The 22,874-nt window shown below is 66.4% G+C and carries 14 protein-coding genes; 5 read left to right on the top strand and 9 right to left on the bottom strand.

The genetic code is table 11. The annotated features are described in order from the left end of the window. Positions 1 to 85 precede the first annotated feature (85 nt). On the top strand, positions 86 to 340 hold the full coding sequence (locus AC3WTD_RS04070) for a GlsB/YeaQ/YmgE family stress response membrane protein (RefSeq protein ID WP_027492693.1): 255 nt from the start codon (positions 86 to 88) through the stop codon (positions 338 to 340). Between the two features lie 39 nt (positions 341 to 379). Here AC3WTD_RS04070 and AC3WTD_RS04065 read toward each other — a convergent pair whose 3' ends face one another. The 3 genes from AC3WTD_RS04065 to AC3WTD_RS04055 all read right to left on the bottom strand — a co-directional run bounded on the left by AC3WTD_RS04065 (position 380) and on the right by AC3WTD_RS04055 (position 3,352). Next, positions 380 to 802 carry a YidB family protein gene (locus AC3WTD_RS04065; RefSeq protein ID WP_027492694.1) on the bottom strand — a complete coding sequence of 141 codons (423 nt, stop codon included), beginning with the start codon at positions 800 to 802 and terminating at the stop codon, positions 380 to 382. 164 nt (positions 803 to 966) lie between these two features. After that, positions 967 to 1,476: a peptidylprolyl isomerase gene (locus AC3WTD_RS04060; RefSeq protein ID WP_027492695.1), complete on the bottom strand. Its 510-nt coding sequence runs from the start codon at positions 1,474 to 1,476 to the stop codon at positions 967 to 969. A gap of 76 nt (positions 1,477 to 1,552) precedes the next feature. Beyond that, positions 1,553 to 3,352, bottom strand: a complete 1,800-nt coding sequence (locus AC3WTD_RS04055; RefSeq protein ID WP_492612982.1) for a 3-hydroxybutyrate oligomer hydrolase family protein — start codon at positions 3,350 to 3,352, stop codon at positions 1,553 to 1,555. A 151-nt stretch (positions 3,353 to 3,503) separates the two neighbouring features. Here AC3WTD_RS04055 and AC3WTD_RS04050 point away from each other — a divergent pair, with 151 nt between their 5' ends. Continuing rightward, positions 3,504 to 4,163 carry a response regulator transcription factor gene (locus tag AC3WTD_RS04050; protein WP_027492697.1) on the top strand — a complete coding sequence of 220 codons (660 nt, stop codon included), beginning with the start codon at positions 3,504 to 3,506 and terminating at the stop codon, positions 4,161 to 4,163. A 50-nt stretch (positions 4,164 to 4,213) separates the two neighbouring features. Here the strand turns inward: AC3WTD_RS04050 and AC3WTD_RS04045 are convergent, their stop codons facing one another. The 6 genes from AC3WTD_RS04045 to AC3WTD_RS04020 all read right to left on the bottom strand — a co-directional run bounded on the left by AC3WTD_RS04045 (position 4,214) and on the right by AC3WTD_RS04020 (position 17,752). Continuing rightward, complete coding sequence (locus AC3WTD_RS04045) at positions 4,214 to 5,827, bottom strand: glucosyltransferase domain-containing protein (protein WP_492612972.1); 1,614 nt, start codon at positions 5,825 to 5,827, stop codon at positions 4,214 to 4,216. Positions 5,828 to 6,018: 191 nt separating this feature from the next. Continuing rightward, positions 6,019 to 9,327, bottom strand: coding sequence for a sensor histidine kinase (locus AC3WTD_RS04040; protein WP_492612971.1), 3,309 nt, complete (start codon positions 9,325 to 9,327; stop codon positions 6,019 to 6,021). Positions 9,328 to 10,402: 1,075 nt separating this feature from the next. Then, entirely contained in the window at positions 10,403 to 11,437 is a 1,035-nt protein-coding gene (locus AC3WTD_RS04035) for an extracellular catalytic domain type 2 short-chain-length polyhydroxyalkanoate depolymerase (protein WP_492612970.1), read from the bottom strand. Between the two features lie 74 nt (positions 11,438 to 11,511). Further along, positions 11,512 to 13,797: a TonB-dependent receptor gene (locus AC3WTD_RS04030; RefSeq protein ID WP_492612969.1), complete on the bottom strand. Its 2,286-nt coding sequence runs from the start codon at positions 13,795 to 13,797 to the stop codon at positions 11,512 to 11,514. A 135-nt stretch (positions 13,798 to 13,932) separates the two neighbouring features. Further along, complete coding sequence (locus AC3WTD_RS04025; protein WP_492612968.1) at positions 13,933 to 15,204, bottom strand: esterase/lipase family protein; 1,272 nt, start codon at positions 15,202 to 15,204, stop codon at positions 13,933 to 13,935. Between the two features lie 244 nt (positions 15,205 to 15,448). Beyond that, positions 15,449 to 17,752, bottom strand: coding sequence for a TonB-dependent receptor (locus tag AC3WTD_RS04020; RefSeq protein ID WP_492612967.1), 2,304 nt, complete (start codon positions 17,750 to 17,752; stop codon positions 15,449 to 15,451). A 155-nt stretch (positions 17,753 to 17,907) separates the two neighbouring features. Here AC3WTD_RS04020 and AC3WTD_RS04015 point away from each other — a divergent pair, with 155 nt between their 5' ends. From AC3WTD_RS04015 to AC3WTD_RS04005, 3 genes are all read left to right on the top strand, one after another. Continuing rightward, a complete protein-coding gene (locus tag AC3WTD_RS04015; RefSeq protein WP_492612966.1) occupies positions 17,908 to 19,305 on the top strand; it encodes a GntP family permease in 1,398 nt (465 codons plus the stop codon). A 139-nt stretch (positions 19,306 to 19,444) separates the two neighbouring features. Beyond that, a complete protein-coding gene (typA, locus tag AC3WTD_RS04010) occupies positions 19,445 to 21,274 on the top strand; it encodes a translational GTPase TypA (RefSeq protein WP_492612965.1) in 1,830 nt (609 codons plus the stop codon). Between the two features lie 247 nt (positions 21,275 to 21,521). Beyond that, positions 21,522 to 22,847: a carbohydrate porin gene (locus AC3WTD_RS04005; protein WP_492612964.1), complete on the top strand. Its 1,326-nt coding sequence runs from the start codon at positions 21,522 to 21,524 to the stop codon at positions 22,845 to 22,847. The last annotated feature ends 27 nt before the right edge of the window (positions 22,848 to 22,874 follow it).

The following is a 22,874-nucleotide window of genomic DNA, read 5'->3' as shown; positions in this document are numbered from 1 at the left end:
TACACGCCGCGGCGACACGATCCGGGCATGATGGGCGCGCCCGCGGAGCGGGTGCCGTAAGACCTCACCAGCGAAGGAGATCCGCATGCACTGGCTTTGGGTATTCGTGATTGGACTGGTCGTCGGCCTGGTGGCCAAGTTGCTGACGCCGGGCAAGGACCCGGGTGGCTTCATCATTACTGCCATCATCGGCATCGCCGGTTCGCTGCTGGCGACCTGGGCCGGCCAGAACCTGTTCGGCTGGTACCAGCAAGGGCAATCCGCCGGTTTCATCGCCTCGGTGATCGGCGCGATCGTGTTGCTGCTGCTGTACCACCTGGTCAGGCGCAAGTCGACCTGACCGCCGTCCCGGTGGAGTGCTGCTCCATCGGGACGATCTTCAGCCAAGCAGCTTGCCGGCCAGCCCTTCGAGCATACCGAGGTTGAAACCGCTGCCCTGCGCCTGCCCCGGCACCTGGCCATCCGGCGTCAGATGATCGACCGCATGCGGCAGTACTTTCGACAACCCGCCCAACAGGGCATTCGGCTCCATACCCAGCTTGCCTGCCGCCTCCTGCACCAGCGAACCCAAACCACCGTTCTGCAGCGCCTGGCCCAACTGGTCGCCCGACACCGGCTGGTTCGCACCCGTGCCAACCCACGACTGCACCGCGCCGCCCAGCCCGTGCTGCTGCAGCATGCCGACCAGGCCCTGTACGCCGCCGGCCTTCTCGATCAGCTGCCCCGCGACGGCGATCAGTGAACCGGTACCCGGCTGTTGTCCCTGCTCCTGGCCACCGAGCAGATCGTTGAGAATTGACATGGTCGTTCTCCCTGGATGGTGATGAATCGAGCGCGAGGCCAGCCGATCATAAACCGTCACGAAATTCGCCACGACAACATTTCGTGAAGACCTTGTCGGGGAAAAGCCGCAAAAAAAACCGCCGGCTGACGGCCGGCGGTTTCCGGTGACCCTGATCGCAAAACTCAACCGCGCCGGTCGAGCACCGCATTCCACTCCGCCACGCGGTCGGCCTGTGCCGCCAGTAGCGCATCGACGTCGCCGTCCACAGTAACCTTTTCGATCGTGTCGCCTTGGCGGATCGCGTTGACCACGTCCATGTCGGCCGCGCCGACCACCTCGCCGAACACGCTGTGCTTGCCGTCCAGCCACGGCGTCGGACCGTGGGTGATGAAGAACTGGCTGCCATTGGTCCGCGGGCCGGCATTCGCCATCGACAGCACGCCCGGCTTGTCGTGGCGCAGCGACGGGTTGAACTCATCCTCGAACTTGTAGCCCGGACCGCCACGACCGCTGCCCTCGGGGCAACCGCCCTGGATCATGAAGTCGGCGATCACACGATGAAACGACAGGCCGTCGTAGTAACCGCGCCGGGCCAGGTTGACGAAGCTGGCAACGGTGACCGGCGCCTTGTCTTCGTGCAGGCGCAGGTGGATCGGGCCACGGTTGGTGGTGAAGGTGACGTTGATGGTCATCGCAAATCCTTGGGTCTGAAGGCGGCTGCGTGCCGGCGCGCCGGCACGTGGACGGTCAAGGATAACCCAGCAATATCTATAGACCCAGCGCGGCCCGCTCCAACGGGCCGGCTCCACGCGGCCGGGCGGCCGGCACTGGCGCGTCGAGCGGCCACGTCGCGCCTTCGTACAGATAGGCCCACAGCCGATCCAGCGCGGCGTAGCCATACGGCAGCAGCGGCACGTAGTGCTCGCCGAAACCGGGCAGCGCCAGGAACGCGTCGAAGTGTTGCGCGTGCGGCACCTTCCAGTAGATCGGCCGGCGCCCTTCGTCGCGCAGCCACGCCACGTACGGTTCGGAGCTGAACGCGGTGGGCAGCAGGCCGTCGCCGGCGCCGTGCAGCACCCACAGCGGCAGATCCTTGCGCGGCAGCCGCGCCGCGGTGGTCGCGACCGCGGCGTGCAGCATCTGCGTTTCGGGATCATCGCCGGTCCACAGCGCGCGCAGGCATTCGCTGCCGATGAGGGTGGGGTCGGCCGAGACGTTCATGCCGCCGAACAGGCCGATGCCATTGCCCGGCGGAATGCCCGAGCCATCCGCCCACCAGCTGGCCCGCGTCACCGGATCGGCCACGCCGGGCAGCCCGCCCGCACCGATCGCCGCGTAATGAAAGCCGCACGGCATGTCCGTGGCGCCGCGACGCAGGTAGGCGGAGGCGTAGCCCGCGGCGATCACCCGCCACAGGTCGAAGGCGGTCGTGCTGGCCGCCGTCTGCATCGCCTCGTCGGTCCAGCCGCGCGCGTGCAGGTATTGCCGCGCCTGTTCCGTCTGCACGGCCACGGTGTTGCCGCCGAGCTTGCCCTGCACGCGCAGGCTGGCGCAGCGGATCGGCCAGGCCGGCAACGGCACGCCGCGCGGTCCGCGCGCCAGCGGCACCGGGGCAAAAAGCTCCGCGCTCAACGCGCACGGCAACCAGATCGCCGCCTCGGTGGCGTAGTCGTACAGCGCGCGGCCGCGGTCCTTCACGTGCACGTTCGGCTCCAGCGCCACCACGCCGGCGAAGAAGTGTTCCTGGTCCAGTCCCGCCGCCTGCAGCACGGCGCCGCCGCCGTTGGAGATGCCGACGGCGATGATCTTCGTGTTCTGCGGCGTGAACGGCGCTTCGCCGGGAAACGCGCGGTCGAGCATGGCCAGCCCGAACTGCGCCGCCTGGATCACGTGGCGGCCCCAGTCCCCCTCGGGGTTGTCTCCCGAATGCGCATGCTTGATCGCGACACCCGCAGCGGGCGACGCCGGCGGCGGCTGGAATTCCAGTTCCGCCTCGCCGCGTTTCGCGCGACGGCCGTCCAGCGCCACGCCGCTGTCGTCGGCGTAATCGAAGTAACCCGCCCCGGTGCCCTTGTCGGTGTACGCCACCGCGCAGCCGTGCGGCAGGCCCCAGGCGCCAGCCAGCGCGATCGCGCCATAGATGCCGCGCGAACCGGACGAGGCGGTCACCACCAGGCAGCGTTTCTGCCGATCGAAGCGGTCCGGCACCTGCAGCAGCACGCGATGCGGCGAACGGGCGCCGGGGATGCGCGCGAACGCCTGGTATTCGCGCCCCGGCACGTCCGGCACGCCGCCATACACGCGGCCGTAGCCGCCCAGCGGGCCAAGATCGGCGATGCCCTTCCAGCTGGTCTGGATCGCGCGCCGGCGCAGCTCTTCCGCGCCGGGATCCAGCGGGTTGGTGAATGGCGACAGCGGCCCGGCCAGCCCGGCCAGCCCGGCCAGGCCCAGGCCCGCGCTCAACAGGTCGTCGTGGCCGCGGTGCTCGGTCACCCGCACCTGGCCGTAATCGACTTCATGCATGGTGGATACCTTCCTCGTCCCGTGGCTGGCGCAAGCCGACAGCATGACCGATGCCAGCGTGAACAAGAACAGCAGGGGCGAACGACGGGCGAGGGTCTGCATGCGGCCACCATAGCAAGCACGGCAGCGGTGGCCATCGTACGAAAGTCCATGCAGCGAACTCGACGCGGCGCGCGCCGCCCGCTAACTTCGCCCCATGACCAGCCTGCTGATTGCCGACGACCACCCGTTGTTCCGCGCCGCGCTGCGTCTGGCGGCTGGCGAGAACCTCGACGACTGCAGCGTGCGCGAAGCGGCCGACCTGCCCGGGGTACTCGCCGCGCTGGCCGCCGAACCGGATACCGACCTGGTCCTGCTCGACCTGCACATGCCCGGCAGCCGGGGCCTGTCCGGGCTCGCCGCGTTGCGCGGGCAGCATCCCGGCGTGGCCGTGCTGGTGGTGTCCGCCCACGACGACCCGCGCATCGTGCGCCGCGTACTCGACCATGGCGCCGCCGGCTTCATTCCCAAGAGCGCCAGCCCGGCCGAGATCGGCGTGGCGATCCGCAGCGTGCTCGACTGCGGCAGCTGGCTGCCGCCCGGCCTCGCCGACGCCGTCGCCGCGCTGCCGGCCGACCCCGCCGACACCGATCTCGCCCGCCGCCTCGCCCGCCTCACCGAGCAACAGTCGCGCGTGCTGGCACTGCTCGCCGAAGGCCTGCTCAACAAGCAGATCGCCGACCGCCTGGGTATCCAGGAGCGCACGGTCAAGGCGCACGTCACAGCCATCTTCGAGAAACTGAAGGTGCGCAACCGGACGCAGGCCGGGATGGCGCTGCGCTCGCTGGACCTGGAAACCCCAACGCGGGAAGCCTGAGCGCGGCACGGTGCCGATCGCCGTGCATCGCGCCACGCATCCGCCGCCCGCTACATCCGGGGCAGGCTCGCGTCGGCGCCCGTGCCGTCGGCGCAACACTGCGCAAGCACGGAGCCGAACGTCACCACCACGGTATCGTCCACCAGGCGCAGGGTGTAGGCGCGGGTGCGCCGAGCCACCGGTGCCGTGCAGGCCTCCGCCAGGATAGCGGTCATCCGCTGCGTCGCCACCGGGTCGGTCCGGTAGCGCATGTCCCCCAGCTCGGGGACGTAGTAGTTGAGGAAATTGTGGCTGGCGAACATGTCGTCCACGGAAAGATAGATCGGCACCAGCGCGCGGACCAGCGGGAACTGCTCCACGACGTGCGCCACGGGGGGCGCGTACCCCACCGTGCCGTCGAGCAGGTAGCCGCGCAGCGGCCCGGCGGCCCCCAGCTCGGCAAGGTCGTCGGCCAGTCGCGCGGCAATCCGCTCCTCGTAGTTTTTCTGCTCGCCCATGGCATTGCCGTAGACGCTGGCGATGGCGCACATGCCAAGGGCGAGCATGCCGGCGACGGCCACCACCCACCGCACCGAGCGATGCCATTGCCGCAGGGCCGCCTGCATGACGATCAGTGCCGCCGCCAGCAGGGCGCCCACGCCCACCAGCACGCGCGGCTCGATCTCCGGCTTGAGCAGCACCAGCATGGGCCCCGCCACGCAGAGCAGCGCCGCCAGCGGCAGCGCGAAGGCGGTCACGAACAGCATCGCGCCAACCCAGGCCGGATGCGCGTGGCGAACCCGCCGCGCATAACGCAGACCGATCGCCACGGGAAACAGCGCCAGCAACACCAGGACCGGGGCGAAATACATCCACCAGTGGCGGTTGAAGCTGCTGCCGATGAACCCGTAGAAATCGACGATGTTGTCCTTGATCAGCGGCAGGTCGTGCAAGCCGTGGATCCGCTCCGCCTTCTGCTTCACCCAGCCGTGGATGTGGATACCGACGAGCACCTGATAGACCAGCATGGCGAGGCCGACCTGCCCTACCCGTGCCAGGAGCTGCCTGGTCCAGCGCCGCAATTCCTCCCCATGCAACTGGGCAAGCACCACCTCCAGCAGCACGAAGATCAGATAGGCATTGATGGCAGCCTGGTAGAAGCAGAGGCTGGCGAAAATCGCCAGCACGCCCCACCACCATCCGTTGCGGTTATCCCTCAGCGCGATGAGCGGCAGCAGGGCGAGCAGCATCGCCATGCTCATGCTCAGGGCATCGAACTTGTAGGAAAGATTCTCCAGGTAGAACGGCTGTGCACCCAGCGGAAACGCCACCAGGGCGGCCACCCACGGCGAACGGATGGCGTAGCGGCGCGCGATCATCGCGCCAGCCCACGCGAGCACTACGACGGCGCCGATCTGGGTCAGCGGGGAGAGGTCGACCAGTGCCGAGTCGTAGCACTGCAGCAGTTTCATCAGCAGGGTCGTCAGCGGCCTGCCATTGGAATCCCAGCCGGTATGGCCGATCAGCGCGCGCTTGAGGTCGTCCATGTAATAGCGGTTGGCGCGCAGGATCGGGTAAAGGATCAGGACGTACAGCGCGAGCAGGATGACGAAGACGTCGCGGCCGACGCGCCGTGAAGCGGCGCCGCCAGCGCCGGGTATGTCCTGCGGCATCGGCTGGCTCATGGTGCAGGACTCGCTGCTGCGGCGCCCACGGCACCGCATGGGTCTCGGGGAGTATCAGCCCACGTCGTCAGGCATGTCTGCCACATCGGAAATTCCACCGGAAAATGGGCGCCGCCGCTTGGATCGCCCTGCCGGAATGATGAGGGATCGACACGGGCGACCGGAAGTACCCATGGTCGCCGCCATGCCGGTCAGGCCCGCTCCGCGCCCGCGATCACCCGCTGCAGCACCTGCCGCAACGCCAGCGGTTTCAGCGGCTTGTACAGCACCCCCACTCCGGCTTCGAGCAGGCGCTGGCGCAATTCGCCGTCGCGGTCGGCGGTGAGCATCACGGTGGGCACGTCGGCGTAGCGGGCGCGCAGCAGATGCCACACGTCCAGCCCGGTCTGCCCGCCGTCGAGATGGAAATCGAGGATGTGCAGGTCGGGCCGCCACGGTGCGGCCAGCGCCTGCTCGGCGTTGCGGGCGACGTGGACGTGCCAGCCCCAGCCGGCGAGCAGACTGCCAAGCGCGGCCAGCGCCGCCGGTTCGTTGTCGAGCAGCAAGGCGCGACCGGCAGGCAGCGGCTGCTGCGCATGCGCGGGCGGCGCGGATCGCGCCACGGCCTGCGCCACCGGCGCGTCGACATGGAACACGCTGCCGCGGCAGGGCCAGGAACGCAGCCCGAGCGGATGGCCAAGCAGGTCGGCCATCCGCTGGGCGATCGACAGTCCCAGGCCCAGGCCCTGCCCGCCCGCGGCGCTGCCGCGGCGGAACTCCTGGAAGATCAGCCGCTGCTCCTCCGGCGCGATGCCGGGGCCGGTGTCCCACACCTCGATGCGCAGCTGCCCACCGCGCCGGCGCGTGCCGAGCAGCACGCGGCCGCGTTCGCCATAGCGCAGCGCGTTGGACAGGAAATTCTGCAGTACCCGGCGCAGCAGTTGCGGATCGGAGCGCACCCAGGCGCGCGTGCCGACCACGTCCAGCCGCACGCCGCGGTCGATCGCGATGGCACGGAATTCGGCGGCCAGCGGATCCAGCACCTCGGCCAGCGCGAACGCACGCGGCTGCGGATGCAGTCGCCCGCCTTCGAGCCGGGCGACATCGAGCAGCCCGGTGAGCAGGCCTTCGGTGGCGGCCAGCGCGCCGTTGAGATGCCGCGCGTTGGCCGCGTCGCCGCCGCGCTCGGTCAGTGCATGGGCGAACAGCTGCGCCGCGTGCAGCGGCTGCATCAGGTCGTGCGTCACCGCGGCGAGGAAGCGGCTCTTGGCCTCGTTCGCCGCCTGCGCCTCGGCCGAGGCCGCGGCCAGTTCGCGGGTGCGCGCTTCCACGCGCAGTTCCAGCGTCTCGTTGATGCGCTTCAGCGCCATCTCGGCCTGGCGGAACGCGGTGACGTCGGTGAAGGTGGCCACGAAGCCGCCGCCGGGCATCGGGTTGCCGCGGATCTCGACGATGGTGCCGTCGGGAAAGCGGCGCTCGGACAGATGCCGGGTGCCCTCGCGCATGTGCGCCAGCCGGCGCTGCACGCGCTGCTCCACCTCGCCCGGACCGAGCATGCCGATATCGATGTTGTGGCGGGTCAGCTCGGCCACCGGCCGGCCCACCTGCAACATCTCCGGCGGATAGTCGAACAGTCGCGCGTACGGCGTATTCCAGGCCACCAGGCGCAGCTCGGCATCGACCACGCAGATGCCCTGGCTCATGTTCTCCAGCGCCGCCTCCAGCACGCGCTGGTTGAAGCGCAGGTCCTGCGCCGCCTCGCCGACGATGGCGACCACCGTATCGAGGTCGTCGCGGCCCTGCCGGTGCACCACCTCCAGCAACAGGCGCGCGGAGGCGGCGCCGATCACCGCAGCCAGCTCGTGCTCGACCTCGGCGACCCGCGCGCTGCCGGCCGGCCCCTCCGCGGGCGCGCTGGCGAACAGGTATTCGACCCGTTCCGGCGGCAGGAAGCGCGCCGCCAGCGCACGCAGTTCGACCAGACCGACATCGCCCACGCTGACCGTGCGCGCCACCCTGCCGTAGCGCGAACCGGCCATCGCCAGCATCACCGCGACGTTGAGCAGCAGGCTCACCACCACGGCCCGACCGAGCCGGTTCCAGTTGCCCAGCCCGAGCAGGCCGTCCGGCGCCAGCCAGTGCAGGCCGAACGGGCCGTCGTGCAGCCATGCGGGCATGGACGACAGCAATGCCGGCAGCACCGCATACATCCACACCAGGGTGCCGGCGGCCAGCCCGGCCATGACCGCGCGCGAGCCCAGTTGCGGCCGGTACACCGCTGCCAGCAGCGCCGGGGTCAAGCCGGCCAGCGCGGAGAACGAAATCGCGCCGATGTCGGCCAGCGCCTCGTTGCCCGCCAGCAGCCGGCTGTAGGCCCAGGCCAGCAGGATCACCACCAGGATTGCCACGCGTCGGTAGTTCAGCAACTCGCCGCGCAGGTCGCCGTGTTCGTCGCGACCCCAGCCGGCGCGCACCCGCAGCGGCGCGACGAAGTGGTTCACCACCATCAGGCTCAGCGTGAGCGTGGCGATCACCACCATGCTGGTGGCGGCGCTCAGGCCACCGAGGAAAGCGACCAGCGCCAACCCGTGTTCGCCGCGCGCCAGCGGCAGCGCCAGCACGTACATGTCCGACGACACGCCGCTCGCGCCCAGCCACGCGTCACCCAGCCGCGCCAGCGGCAGGATCGGCAGCGAGATCAGCAGCAGGTACAGCGGAAACAGCCAGCGCGCGGTGCGCAGCTGGCCGTCCTCGCGGCATTCCACGATGCCGGCGTAGAACTGGTGTGGCATGGTGAACATCGCCAGTGCGCCGAGCAGGATCAGCGCCGGGAAGCCGCTGCTGTCCGGCGGCGCCGGTACGTTCGCCGGCAGATCCGCCGGCAACGCGGCGAACAACAGCGTGCCCAGCGCCAGCATCGCGCCCAGCTTGAACAGCGATTCGAACGCCATCGCCAGCACCAGCCCGCGGTTGTGCGCCATGGTCGAGGCGCGCCGGGTGCCGAACAGCATCGCGAACAGCGCCATCAGCAATGCCACGTACAGCGCGCTGTCCTGCCACGGGCTGGATTCGGCCAGCTGGCCGTGACTGAGGATGCCGTAGCTCATCGCCACCGCCTTCAGCTGCAGCGCGATGTACGGCACGATGCCGATCACCACCACCACCGTGACCAGCGCCGCCAGTCCCGGGTGCCGCCCCAGCCGCACCGCGATCAGGTCGGCCAGCGAACCGGCGTTGTACTCGCGCACCAGTTGCACCATCCGGCGCAGGAAACCCAGCGCGAACAGGTACATCAGGATCGCCCCGACGAAGGTCGGCGGCAGCCACCAGCCCGAGCGGCTGGCCTGGGTCACGGTGCCGTAGAACGTCCACGAGGTGCAGTGGATCGCCAGCGACAGCGCGTACACGATCGCCCAGCGCTTCTCGAAAATGTGGGGGCGGCGCTCGCCGAGCAGCGCCACGCCAAACAGCAGGCCGAGCCAGCACAGCGCGGCGATGGCGATGACGCTGGCGCTCAGCATGGGCGCTGCCTCGACGGCGTGCACGTCTCCAGCTGCAACGCCGCGCTCGCGCCGCGCTGCTCCATCAAAGCGAAGCGCCTTCGCCCTCCCGTGCCTGTAGGAGCGCACCCTGTGCGCGATGCTCTTTTTGCATTCAGAGCAAAGAGCGGTCGATCGCCTGCGGCGACCGAGTCACTTTCTCTTTGCGTAGCCACGCGCACGCACGACGCGTGCGCGAACAGCGAAGCTGGCCCAAAGGGCGTAGGGCAGGATGCCCGGAGTAAAGAGAAAGTAACCCAAGAGAAAGGCCACCCCGCTTGGCGCTTGCCGGGCATCGGGCAACTGCTCCTGCGTTGCCTCCACTCGGGCATCCATGCCCTCGCCATGCCCGGCAAGTTCGTGAGCCGGGGCCGGTTTTTTCGAACGGGCATCCTGCCCGTGCGAAAAGGCGTTGCCATCCCTGGCAACGCCCGCTGCGCGGCCTGTCGACCCCGTCTCACCGCCGCGCAAGGGACCCCGGGTAGAGCAGCGGGCCATCCTGGCCCGCACTCGGTGATAGAGCTGAAAAGCCAAAGCCACGGCAAAGCGGCGCTTCGCCGTGGCTTTGCTCCCGCTCTTGATCTGGCTCCTCTGAAGAGTGCGCGCTGGGAGCGCGCTGCCCTACCCGGGGCCCCTCTGCAGCGGCGGACGGGCGAAGGAAAGCCCGCAGGGTGGCCGGCAAGGATGCCGGCCAGTTTTTCGCCAGCACAGGCGACGGCATGGATGCCGGAGTGGAGGCAACGCAGGGAGCGGTTGCCCGATGTGCTGTCGAAAAACCCCGTAGCCCGTCCGCGAACTTTCCGGGCATGGCGAGGGCATGGATGCCCGAGTGGAGGCAACGCAGGAGCAGTTGCCCGATGCCCGGAAAGCGCGCAAGCGGGGTGGCCTTTCTCTTTGGTTACTTTCTCTTTGGCCACGCAAAGAGAAAGTAACTCGGGCGCCAGAGGCGCACGAAAGCTCTTGCCTCTGATGCTTCTCGCTCTGAACGAAGCAAGAGCATCGCGCACGAAGTGCGCTCCTACAGACAGCCGGCGGAGGAAGCGGAGGCGCCCCGCCATCAATGCCCCGCCGGCATCCCCAGCGCCCGCACCGCATTCACCACCCAGCGCAGCTGTACGCCCTGGCGTGTGTCGTAGTCGGCTCCGGAATATCCCCACCAGTCCCAGCATGCTTGCGGATTCAAGGGCGCGAAACTTGCGCGGGTCTGAGGATATAGCACCGCCACGGCGTAGACGTCAGCCCAGCGGTTGAAGCCGGCGTCCTCGACGAAGGCCTTGCCCACCGCATCGGCGTTCTGCTTGCAGCCGTGGAACGCCACCACCAGGCCGCAGGGCTTGCCAGCGAGGCAGGCTGGCGGCAGGTAGACGTAGCCGGTGCCGGCCAGGAACGCATCGGCGCCCTCCGGGCGCAGCGCGTCCTGGTCAAACGTGCGCAGCTCGCCTTGCGCCTTGTCTGCCGAGCGTGCCGGCTTGCCGAACATCTGCGCGAAGATCTCGCCGGCCGCGTCGAAGCCGCAGTGGCCCAGATATGGCGCCACCGACTTGTCGCAATTGTCGCCGCGGGCGGCTATCGGCAGGTTGTGTGCGAACGCGCGTGCGCCATCGTCGTGCACCTGCATGCCCTTCAGCGCCGGTGTGGCGTCGCGCAGTTGCCGGTAGAACTGCACCCCCGCCTCTGCCACCGCAGGGGCCACCAGTGCATCGTCCTTGCCGTGCAGCAGATAGACGTGCGCATGGGCGAGATCCTTCAGCGCACCGATCTCGCCCGCCGCCGAGCGCTTCGCGGCATGGGCCACCAGCGCGGCCACGTCCGGTGCCGGCGTGCCTTTCATGCAGCTGCCCAGTGCCACGTCCAGCTTGCCACCAGCGCAGCCGTACGGGCCGCCCGCGACCAGGGCCGCGTTCGGGAACAGCTCCGGGTAGGCCATCTGCGCCTGGCCGGCCATGTAGGCGCCGGAAGAGAGACCGACCACGGCGGTGCGCGCCGGGTCCAGCTTCAATCCGGGCAGGCCCGAACCGGTGTCTTTCGCACAAACGCCGCCGCTGGCCAGCAGGGCCAGCCACAGCAGGCGGGCTACCCATCGGGTATTCATCGGCTCGCTCCGTCTTGCAGGTTCACAAAGTATCCGCAGGAACCCGCCAGCGGGCTCCTGCGGCTCGGCGTGGATCAGAAGTTGTAGCGCACGTTGGCGTACCAGTTGCGCGGCATACCGTAGTACGCGGTGCGGATATTGCCAACGCTGGAGAACTCCTGGCCATCGGTCTTGTAGACCTTGTCTCCGAGGTTGCGCACGCCGGTGCGGAACTGCCAGTGGCCGTCGGCGGAGTCGTAGATGCCGAACAGGCCGGTCACCGAGTAGGCCTTCTGGCTCAAGGCGTCGTAGTTGTCCACGCTCAGCCAGGTTTCGCTGCGGTACGACCAGTCGGCGCCGATGGTGATGGCGCTGCCGTCGCCCAGGGTGAAGGCCTGCGTGGCCGCAACCCGCGAGGTCCAGGTCGGCGAGAACGGCACGTGGTCGTGCAGGCGCGGGTTGTACAACGGGTCGCTGGGATTCAGGCGATGGTCGACGAACTTGGCGTAGCGCGCGTCCATGTAGCCGACCTGGGCCGACAATCGGGTGCCCTGGCCGAACACGGCGGCGCCTTCGAACTCGATGCCGTCCATCTTCAGCTTGGCCGCGTTGATCACCGGGAAGGCGAAGGTCGGGGTGATCGAGCCCGGGTTCTGCACTTCCGACACGCGGGCCTGGAAGTCGGTGTAGTTGCTGTGGAACGCGGCCAGGTTCGCCTGCAGCTTGTTGTCGGCCGAACGCCATTTCAGGCCCAGCTCGTAGGTCCACACGTACTCGGGGTTGTACTCGGCACTCTTCGTTTCGGCCTTGGTGTTGGCGCGGCCGTTGAAGCCACCGGACTTGAAGCCGCGGCTGGCCGAGGCATAGACCATGGTCTGCGGATCGAGCTGCTTCTGCAGGCTGAGCGTGGGCGTCCAAGCATTCCAGCGCTTGCTCGCGTTGAAGGCCACGGTCTCGTTCAACCTGCCGAACGGCACGCCCCAGAACGTGCTGGTGCTGCGGTCGTAATCCTTGTGGTCGCTGCTGTAGCGCACGCCCGCGGCCAGCGTCCAGCTCGGCACGAACTCCCAGTTCATGTGGGCAAAGCCGGCGTAGGTGGTGGTGGTGAGATCGTCGTCGATGGTGCGCAGGAAATTGATCCGTCTACCGGCCAGCGCGAACAGGTCGCTGGCGTACGCTTCCTGGTGCGACGGCACGGTCTCGCGCAACCAGTACAGGCCATACACCGCCTGCAGGTTGCTGCCGTTGTCGTACTGCAGCTGCAGCTCCTGGCTGGCCTGTTTCTGGCGGAAGTCGACCAGCACGTCGCCCAACTGGAACTGCGAGGCGTCGATGTCGACGTAGGAATCGCTGTCGAGCTTGCGGAATGCGCTGATGCTCTTGAGGTTCCAGCGGTCGGACAGTTTCCAGTTGAGGTTCAGCGCGGCGCCTTCGTGCTTGAGCTGCTGGCCCTTGTCCGGACTGAATGAGGTGCGCGTCCTGAAATCGTACTTCTGGTCCGGATTCGGGGTGTACAGCTTCACCGAGCCAAACACCAGGTCGGTGCGCTTCAGCACCGAGACCGGCTGACCCAGCGTGAGGCCGGTGTCCTGCTTGGTGTAGTCGAGGCTGAGTACCGCATCGAAATGCTCCGACGGGTGGTAGCGCAGCTTGCCGCGCACGGACTTGTTGTCCTCGTCGTTGTACTTGTGGCCGGTGGACGGATCGGTGACGTAACCGTCGGTCTGGGCCAACCCGCCGGCGATCGAGGCCGACCATGCGTCGCCCAGCGGACCGCCGAGATAGAACTTGCCCTCACGCCGGCCAAACTTGCCGAAACCGGCTTCGACCGAGCCCTCGGTACTGTCGCCCGGGTTCCTCGTCACCACCTTGACCGCGCCGCCGGTGGAGTTCTTGCCGTACAACGTGCCTTGCGGACCGCGCAGCACTTCGACGCGCTCGACGTCGAACAGACTGATCAACCCGCCCTGGATGCGCGAGTAGTAGACGTCATCGACGTACATGCCCACGCCCGGATCGAAGGTCTGCAGCGCGTCGGGCTGACCGATGCCGCGGATGAAGATGTTCACCGCCGAGGACGAACCGCGGCCCTGCACGATGTTCATGTTCGGCACCGCGCCCTGCAGGCCATCGACGCTGTTCGCCTGCAGGTCCTTCATGTCCTCGCCGCTGAACGCGGTGACCGCGACCGGCACCTTTTCCAGCGACTCGTCGCGGCGACGCGCGCTGACCGTCACTTCCTGCAGCTGCTTCGCCTCGGCCTGCTTCGCCGCCGTCGGCTTGGCACTGGCATCCTCGTTCGTCTGCTGTGCCTGCAGTGGCGCCACCAGGGCCAGACCCAGAACTAGGCCGATTGCCGAACTCAGATGCGTGCGTTTCATGACGTCCCCTTTGCAGTGAATGCATCGCTCACGCGAATGCCGATGAAGGGAGCTTAGGCATGCACGCGAAGCTGGGCACTTGTACCTTGGTACAGTGCCGCCGCTGCGTTCGCGACGGATTCAAATTCTGTCCAGTCAGGGTGCATCCAGCCAGGCCTTGACCTGGGCGATCGCAAGCGGCTCCCATCCCAGCTCCAGGTGGTTGACCGCAATGGTGGCACCACCACCATCATTAGCAATACCTACTACATCCCGGCAGCTCTGGATAAAAACAACGCCATCCGATGGCCCTGTGTGTTCGTTATGCAAGAGCGCTATGTCGTTCTGATTGCCGCACAAGTTGTACACGCGAACACCTGGCGCCGATGGTGAGTTGCGAATCACGTCGACCAGTGATTTACCCATATAGGCGTCGATACCTGGGCCTTTGCTATAATATCCCTGGCCACCAAAATAAGTCGTGTACCAGTCCTGTTCATAGATTGGCAGCGGATAAACCGAGTCCCATCGCTTCAGCAATTGTGCCGAGCCAGGAAAATAAGCGGAGTCATAGGTCCACTCCGCTCCGTCATGGAAAAAACCGTAGCACATCAGTTGATTGTGCGGGGTTGGGCCATTGATGACGCCGCCGCATGCGGGATAAACGACAAGGCTGAAACTCCAGCCATGACGGAAAGACAAGTCGATTCCGTTGTTGGCCGAACCGAGCAGCAGCAGACGACGAACATCTCCTCGATAGGCTGTACCCCAGGTCTTCTTCACGTTTGAAATGTACATCCGCGCATTGGAAGCCGCCTTGGACCAGGCAACCACGTCAACCTGTGTAGCGCCGGTGCGACTTCTGATTATGGCAACAGCATCCGCGATCTGCTCTGACCAGAAATAGCCATCGCCATTCTTGTGGGCCAGGCCCAGCGCGAATACCTTGTAGCCATCGGCTGAAAGCGACTGCATCATACCAGTCGTGGGACAGCTCGCACGGCCGCAGCCATAGCCACCAGCTTCGTTCGGATTGGCCCACGCGAGATCAGCATCCTGATTCGCTCCGTGCACGAGCAATATTGGCACCGGTTTGGTATTGCTGCTCCAGCCGGGTGCGTAATACATGAGGAATCGTGATGAATTCGGTTTGCTGCTGCCGAAGAACGTCACACGTTGACCCGACTGATCACCCCGTCCGTCAGTGGGGAAAGACTCCTGAGTAAATGCAGGCTCGGTATCGCGCCAACGTTCGACACGTTCCCAGCCATTCTGGATATTGGAACTGTAACTGGCCTCAAGCGTCGTGGAGCCAGCGGCTGCCGAACTGCCAAACGCGATGGCGAATATCCCGGCTCCGACAATCACTGCTCTCTTGATGCCAAAAGATACCGGACGAAAGAATCGGGTGACTCGTAGCTTGCGCATGAGATGCTCCTGTGATTCTTACGGATTTTATTGACTTGCGGAAGCGCAATAACCTTCAAGTGAGATTAGGTCGTCTAAGGAAGGCCTGAACAAGACGTCATCCCAGCGAGGTGCCTTTCAACAGCCGAAGGCTGGTCAAACGGGGATCCCGTGCCTCGGCTACGGTTTGAGGACACTGGATTCCAGCTTTTGCTGGAATGACGATCAGAGACTCGATCAGCGCATCCCTAACTTCAGCTTCCCCTCAATAACGGTAAATTACGCGAAGGTCGTAGGTGCGCGGCGCGGTGTAGAAAGCCAATTGCACGCCGGGAAATTCCGCCAGATTAAAGCCTTGGACGTGCACCTTTTCGTTACCGATATTTTGTACCCCGGCACGCACCTCCCACTTGTCTTTGGCCGAACGCAACCCGACGAATGCGTTCAGCAAGGTGTAGGCACGCTGACGCAGAACCGGGGAATCGGTGATTTCGGTAGCCAACGAGCTGCGATGGTTGGCGTCACCATGCAACACGACATCCAGACCATTGGCGACCGGATGTGTCCAGGTGACGCCGATGCTTGCGTTGAGCTTGGGGCTGTTGACGAGGTCGCGTTTGCTGACATCGGTCACCACCCCGCCGACCAAGGTGCTGAACTTGTCATAATTGGCATCGAGCAGGCCCAGCGTCGCGTTGATCGACAGGTTCGGGTTCGGCTGTGCAGCCAGTTCGAATTCCAAGCCCTGGATGGTGGCAGCCGCAGCGTTGGAGAACAGGCTGACGAAGACGCCGCTGACCGGATCCGCACCAAAGCTGGTCACCTGCATATCCGTGTAATCGCTGTAGAAATAGGCTGCGTTGAGGACCAACGCACCGTCCATCCAGCCGGTCTTGGCGCCGGCCTCGTAAGTCCACACGAACTCCGGCTTGAACGGCTGGAAGCTGAAATCGGTCGTGCCCCGGCCATCGAAGCCGCCGCTCTTGAAACCACGCGCCGCCGAGGCATACAGCAACACCTCGCTGTTCGGTTTGTAGGACAACGAGAATTTTGGCGTCAACGCATCGAAGTCAGCTTTGCCATGGATTGGCTTCCCGACCACTCCCGCACCGGCAAGAAACGGCGGCGTCTTCCTGATCACCGAAACGGCCGGATCGAAGAAATTCTCGAATTCCCGCCCCGACGTCTTTTCTTCGTAGGTGTATCGCAAGCCCGCGCTGAGGGCGAGCTTATCGTTGATGTTGTAGGACGCGTCGGCGAATGCGGCGTACGACTTGGTGACCTGCTTCGTGTCGGCCAGACTCGAGCTGGGAAAGCCGAAGATGGTGACCGGGAAGCCGAAGATGGTGGCCGACCCGTCATCCACACCAGAGAAGGAGGTGTCGTCGTCGTGGAAGTAATACATACCCGCAGTACCGGTGAGCGGGCCACCCGCATCGTAATTGGCGCGGAGCTCCTGGCTGAACTGGTTTTCCTTTTCCTTGAGCAAAATGTCCAGGATCGGCAACGGCGAACCGTCGGTGTCCAGATTCAGTTTGAAGTCCATGTCGCGATACGCCGTGATTGATTCGAGCATCACCGCATCCGACGCCTGATAGCGCGCCGTCACCGATGCGCCATAGGCGGTAAGATCCGACAACCCGTTCGCGTTGACGTCAACGACATACGGATCGGTAGCCCTCGGGTAGGTCACCAACTGGCCTGACGACGTGGCACCGGTGATCGACGTTTCCCGTACCGGACTGCGCGAGGTATCAGGTCGATCGCGCTTGCCATCCATGCTGAACAGCACCTGCAGGCGATCGCTCGGCTTCCAGTCAAGTGCGGCGCGCCCGGACAGCGTGTTCTGGTCACCATCGCTTTTGCCGTCCACCGTGTTCCTGGCATAGCCGTTACGCTCGGAATAAGCGATGGCTACCTTGCCATTCAGCGTGTCTTTGACCAACGGGCCGCCGAAGCTGGCCTTGAGCACACGCTGGTCGTAGTTTCCGGCCCCCATCTCCAGGTAGCCCTTGGGCGTGCGCGGTGGCGGCGACGAAACGAACTTGATGGCGCCACCGATGGTATTGCGCCCGTACAACGTGCCTTGCGGACCGCGCAGTACTTCGACCCGGTCGACATCGAACAACTCCAGGAAGGCAGCCTGCGAGCGCGCGACGAACACGTCATCGACATAGATGCCCACACCCGGATCGGCGAAGGCCAGCGAGTCGTTCTGACCGACGCCGCGGATGTAGACGACGGCGTTCGCGCCATCGCCCTTGTCGAGATACAGATTCGGCACCGCATGCTGGATACCGGAAATATCGTCCGCATGCAGATCCGACAGCTGCTGTTGGCTGAAGGCCGAAATGGCGACCGGTACATCCTGCAACCACTCGTCGCGGCGGCGCGCGGTGACCTTGACGGCTTCCAGCTTGGTAGCTTCGCTCTTCCTGGCCAGGCCTGGAGATGTCGCAGCCTGCTGGGTCATATTGTCATCGACAGGGACCTGTTGGGCCTGCAATGGCGCGCCGAACGCAAAACCCAGCACCAGGCCAATCGCCGAACTCAGATGCGTACGCTTCATGACATCCCCCCCTGCAGTGAATGCATCGCTCGCGCGAATGCTGATGAGGGGAGAGTAGGCGGCGGCGCACGCTGGCGGCACTTGTACCTTCGTACAGTGCCGCCGGCATGGGGCGTCCGGGATACTCGTGGCCTGTCGTGGTGGGAGATTCACGGATGGCTTTTCTGATCGTGCTGGCCGCACTGTGCTTTCTGATGTTCGCGGCCTATCGTGGCTACAGCGTCATCCTGTTTGCGCCGATCGCCGCGCTGGGTGCGGTGCTGCTGACCGAGCCGTCGCTGGTGGCGCCGATGTTCACCGGCCTGTTCATGGACAGGATGGTCGGCTTCCTCAAGCTGTACTTCCCGGTATTCATGCTGGGCGCGGTATTCGGCAAGCTGATCGAACTGTCGGGTTTTTCCAAGGCGATCGTGGCGGCCACCATCGGCCTGGTCGGGCGCAGCCGGGCGATTCTCTCCATCGTGCTGGTGTGCGCGCTGCTGACCTACGGCGGAGTCTCGCTGTTCGTGGTGGTGTTCGCGGTGTATCCGTTTGCGGCGGAACTGTTCCACCAGTCCGACATACCGAAACGGCTGATCCCGGGCACCATCGCGCTGGGTGCGTTCACCTTCACCATGGATTCGCTGCCGGGTACGCCGCAGATCCAGAACATCATCCCCACTTCGTTCTTCGGCACCAACACCTGGGCGGCGCCGTGGCTGGGCACGATCGGCGCGGTGTTCATCCTGGCCATCGGGCTGAGCTACCTCGACTGGCGTCGGCGCAAGGCCGCCGCGGCCGGCGAGGGCTACGGCGACAACCTGCGCAACGAGCCGGCTCCGTTCGAGGGCGACAAGCTGGCCCATCCGCTGGTCGCGCTGCTGCCGCTGGTGCTGGTCGGCGTGTGCAACAAGCTGTTCACCGACCTGATCCCGCGCCTCTACGGCGAGACGCAGTCGTTCCTGCCCAGCGTAGTGGGCAGCGCGAAGCCGGTGGTGCAGGAAGTGTCGAAGGTGGCCGCGATCTGGGCGGTCGAGGGCGCGCTGCTGGTCGGCATCCTGTGCGTGCTGGCGTTCGCCTGGCGCGCAGTGACCGCGCACCTCGCCGCCGGCAGCCAGGCCGCGGTCGGCGGCGCGCTGCTGGCCTCGATGAACACGGCTTCCGAGTACGGCTTCGGCGCGGTGATCGCCGCCCTACCCGGCTTCAAACTGGTCGCCGACGCGCTGCACACGATCCCCAACCCGCTGCTCAACGAGGCGGTCACCGTGACCGCGCTGGCCGGCATCACCGGTTCGGCCTCCGGCGGCATGAGCATCGCGCTGGGCGCGATGGCCGAGACCTTCATCGCCAACGCGCACGCCGCCGGCATCCCGATGGAGGTGCTGCACCGGGTGGCCGCGATGGCCTCCGGCGGCATGGACACGCTGCCGCACAACGGCGCGGTGATCACCCTGCTGGCGGTGACCGGGCTCACCCACCGGCAGTCCTACCGCGACATCTTCGCGATCACCGTGATCAAGACCCTGGCGGTGCTGGTGGTGATCGCCGCGTACTATCTCCTCGGGGTGGTGTAGCGCACCCACGGCTCGGGGCTGCAGGCTGGATGAACGGACCGAAGAAATGACGGGCAAGTTGTCACACAAGTCCGTATAATCGGTTAATTCGCCCTTCAAAAACCTGCGCGACGGCCTCCGCGCCGCCCGAGCCGATCCCATGTCCATCGAAAAACTGCGCAATATCGCCATCGTCGCCCACGTCGACCACGGCAAGACCACCCTCGTCGATTGCCTGCTCAAGCAGTCCGGCACGCTCAACGAGCGCACCGTGCTGGCCGAGCGCGTGATGGACTCGAACGACCAGGAAAAGGAACGCGGCATCACCATCCTGGCCAAGAACACCGCGATCACCTGGAACGGCAACCGCATCAACATCGTCGACACCCCCGGCCACGCCGACTTCGGCGGCGAGGTGGAGCGCGTGCTGTCGATGGTGGACTCGGTGCTGATCCTGGTCGACGCGATGGACGGCCCGATGCCGCAGACCCGCTTCGTGACGCAGAAGGCGTTCGCGATGGGCTTCAAGCCGATCGTGGTGGTGAACAAGGTCGACCGTCCCGGCGCCCGCCCCGAGTGGGTCGTCGAGCAGGTGTGGGATCTGTTCGACCGCCTCGGCGCCACCCCCGAGCAGATGGATTTTCCGATCGTCTACGCCTCGGCGCTGAACGGCTACGCCAGCCTCGACGACAGCGTGCGCGAAGGCGACATGACCCCGCTGTACGAAGCGATCATGCAGCACGTCAGCAAGCCCGACGTCGATCCGGACGGCCCGTTCCAGATGCGCATCAGCCAGCTGGACTACAACAACTTCGTCGGCGTGATCGGCATCGGCCGCATCCAGCGCGGCACGCTGAAGAAGAACATGCCGGTGGCGGTGATCGACCGCCATGGCAAGAAGCGCCAGGGCAAGGTGCTGCAGGTGCTCGGCTTCATGGGCCTGGAGCGCATCGAGCAGGAAACCGCGGAGGCCGGCGACATCGTGGCCATCTCCGGCATCGCCGACCTGACCATCTCCGATACCATCACCGCGCTGGATGCACCCGAGGCGTTGCCCGCGCTGACCGTCGACGAGCCGACCATCAGCATGACTTTCCAGGTGAACAATTCGCCGTTCGCCGGCAACAAGGACCTCAGCGGCGGCAAGTTCCTCACCAGCCGCCAGCTCAAGGACCGCCTGGAGCGCGAGCAGGTGCACAACGTGGCGCTGAAGGTCGAGCAGGGTTCGGACGCCGACAAGTTCCTGGTCTCCGGCCGCGGCGAGCTGCACCTGTCGGTGCTGATCGAGAACATGCGCCGCGAAGGCTACGAGCTGGCTGTGTCGCGCCCGGAAGTGATCATCAAGGAAATCGACGGCCAGAAGATGGAGCCGATCGAGCAGCTGGTGGTCGACGTCGAGGAGACCCACCAGGGTCCGGTGATGGAACGCCTGGGCATGCGCAAGGGCCAGCTGAAAAACATGGAGCCCGACGGCAAGGGCCGCGTACGTCTGGAATACATGATCCCGGCGCGTGGTCTGATCGGCTTCCAGAACCAGTTCAAGACCCTCACCCAGGGCTCGGGCCTACTGTTCCACGTGTTCGACCACTACGGCCCGAAGGAGGAAGGCCAGATCGCCAAGCGCCTCAACGGCGTGATGATCGCCAACGCCGGCGGCACCACCCCGGCCTACTCGCTGGGGCCGCTGCAGGATCGCGGCAAGCTGTTCGCGGCCGAGGGCGACAACGTGTACGAAGGCCAGCTGGTCGGCATCCACGCCAAGGACAACGACCTCACGGTGAACGTGATCAAGCCCAAGCCGCTGACCAACATGCGCGCCTCGGGCAAGGACGATGCGATCCAGCTGACCCCGGCGATCAAGTTCACGCTGGAACAGGCGCTGGACTTCATCGACGACGACGAGCTGGTCGAGGTCACCCCGAAGGAAATCCGCCTGCGCAAGAAGCACCTCACCGAGAACGACCGCAAGCGCGCCTCGCGCGGCTCGTGACGAAACCCGCCGACGCACGCGACCGGCATTGACACACTGGTCGCGCGCGCCGATCATGCGCGCGCCCGCCCGGGGGCCCATCGGACAATTGCAACCCAGATGAACGACGATCCCGCCAGTAGTTGCGGCGGCAGCGCGACGCACCAGCGTCGCCGTGCCCACCGCGGTCATACCATCACGGCACGGCCGTGAGCGGGACCGGACCGGTCTGACCCGCTCGCTCCGTGGCCCCGCACGGAACGAGACCATGCGCTTCACCCGTTTCCTCCTCGCCGCGCCGCTGGCGCTGGCTGCCGCACTCGCCCACGCCGGCGACGCACCGCTGTTCGTGCCCCAGTGGCTGGGCGCGCAGTACACCTTCGTCGACCAGCACCAGTCCCCGCTGCACTCGCCCTACGCCGGCCCACTGAGCCTGCACGCCCGCAGCGACACCAGACGCTCGAACACCTTCGGCGCCTACTTCGGCGTGGCCCTGCCCGCACGCCTGCAGTTCTACCTCGACGTGGAAATGTTCAAGGGCGGCGGCGTCAGCGACGCCACCGGCCTGGGCGGCCTGACCAACGGCGACGTGATCCGCTCCGGCACCACCGGGCTCGGCAAGGGCCCCTACGTGGCCCGCCGCTTCCTGCGCTGGACGCTGCCCCTCGGCGACGCCACCTCGACAGGGGAGCGTGCCCAGGATCAGCTGCCGGGCGCGGAAGCCGTGCGGCGGGTCGAGGTCAAGATCGGCAAGATGGCCGCCAGCGACGACTTCGACAAGAACCGCTACGCCGGCAGCACGCGCACCCAGTTCATGAACTGGACGCTGTTCAACGACACCGCCTGGGATTTCGCCGCCGATACCCGCGGCTACACCGACGGCGTGATGCTGGCCTGGGTGGATGCGGGCTGGAGCCTGCGCTACGGCATCTACCGGATGCCCGTGCACGCCAACGGCCAGCGCCTGGTGCCGTCGTTGCGCCAGGCCCGCGGCGAGCAGGTCGAGCTGACCGTGCAGCCCGAGCCGGATGGCTGGGCGTTGCGCCTGCTGGCCTTCCGCAACATCGCCTCGATGGGCGTGTACCGGCAGGCCATCGCCACCGCGCAGGCCAGCGGCAGCGTGCCCGACATCACCGCCGACGAGCGCCCCGGCCGGCGCAAGTATGGCTTCGGCCTCAACGGCGAGCTGCCGCTGGCCGACCACGGCGACACCGGCCTGTTCCTGCGCGCCGGCTGGAACGACGGCCGCACCGAATCGTTCGCCTTCACCGAGGTCGACCGCACCCTCAGCGGCGGCTTCCAGTTGTCGGGCGCGCACTGGAACCGTCCCGGCGATCGTCTCGGCGTCGGCGTCGCGCTCAATGCACTTTCGCCGGGGCATCGCGAATACCTCGCGCTGGGCGGCAGCGGCTTCGTGCTGGGCGATGGCGCGCTGCGCTACGGCCGGGAACAATTGCTCGAGGTCTACTACAGCTGCGCGGTCGGCCCGTACCTGACCCTGAGCCCCGACCTGCAACTGGTGCGCAACCCTGGCTACAACCGCGATCGCGGGCCGGCGCGCTTCGTGGCGCTGCGTATGCATCTGGAGCTCTGATCGGCGCAAGGCGCAGCAGCGGCGGGT

Source organism: Rhodanobacter sp. FW106-PBR-R2A-1-15, from assembly GCF_058789735.1.
The sequence above is the reverse complement of the archived record's forward strand: the minus strand, read 5'-3'. Positions and strand labels throughout refer to the sequence as shown.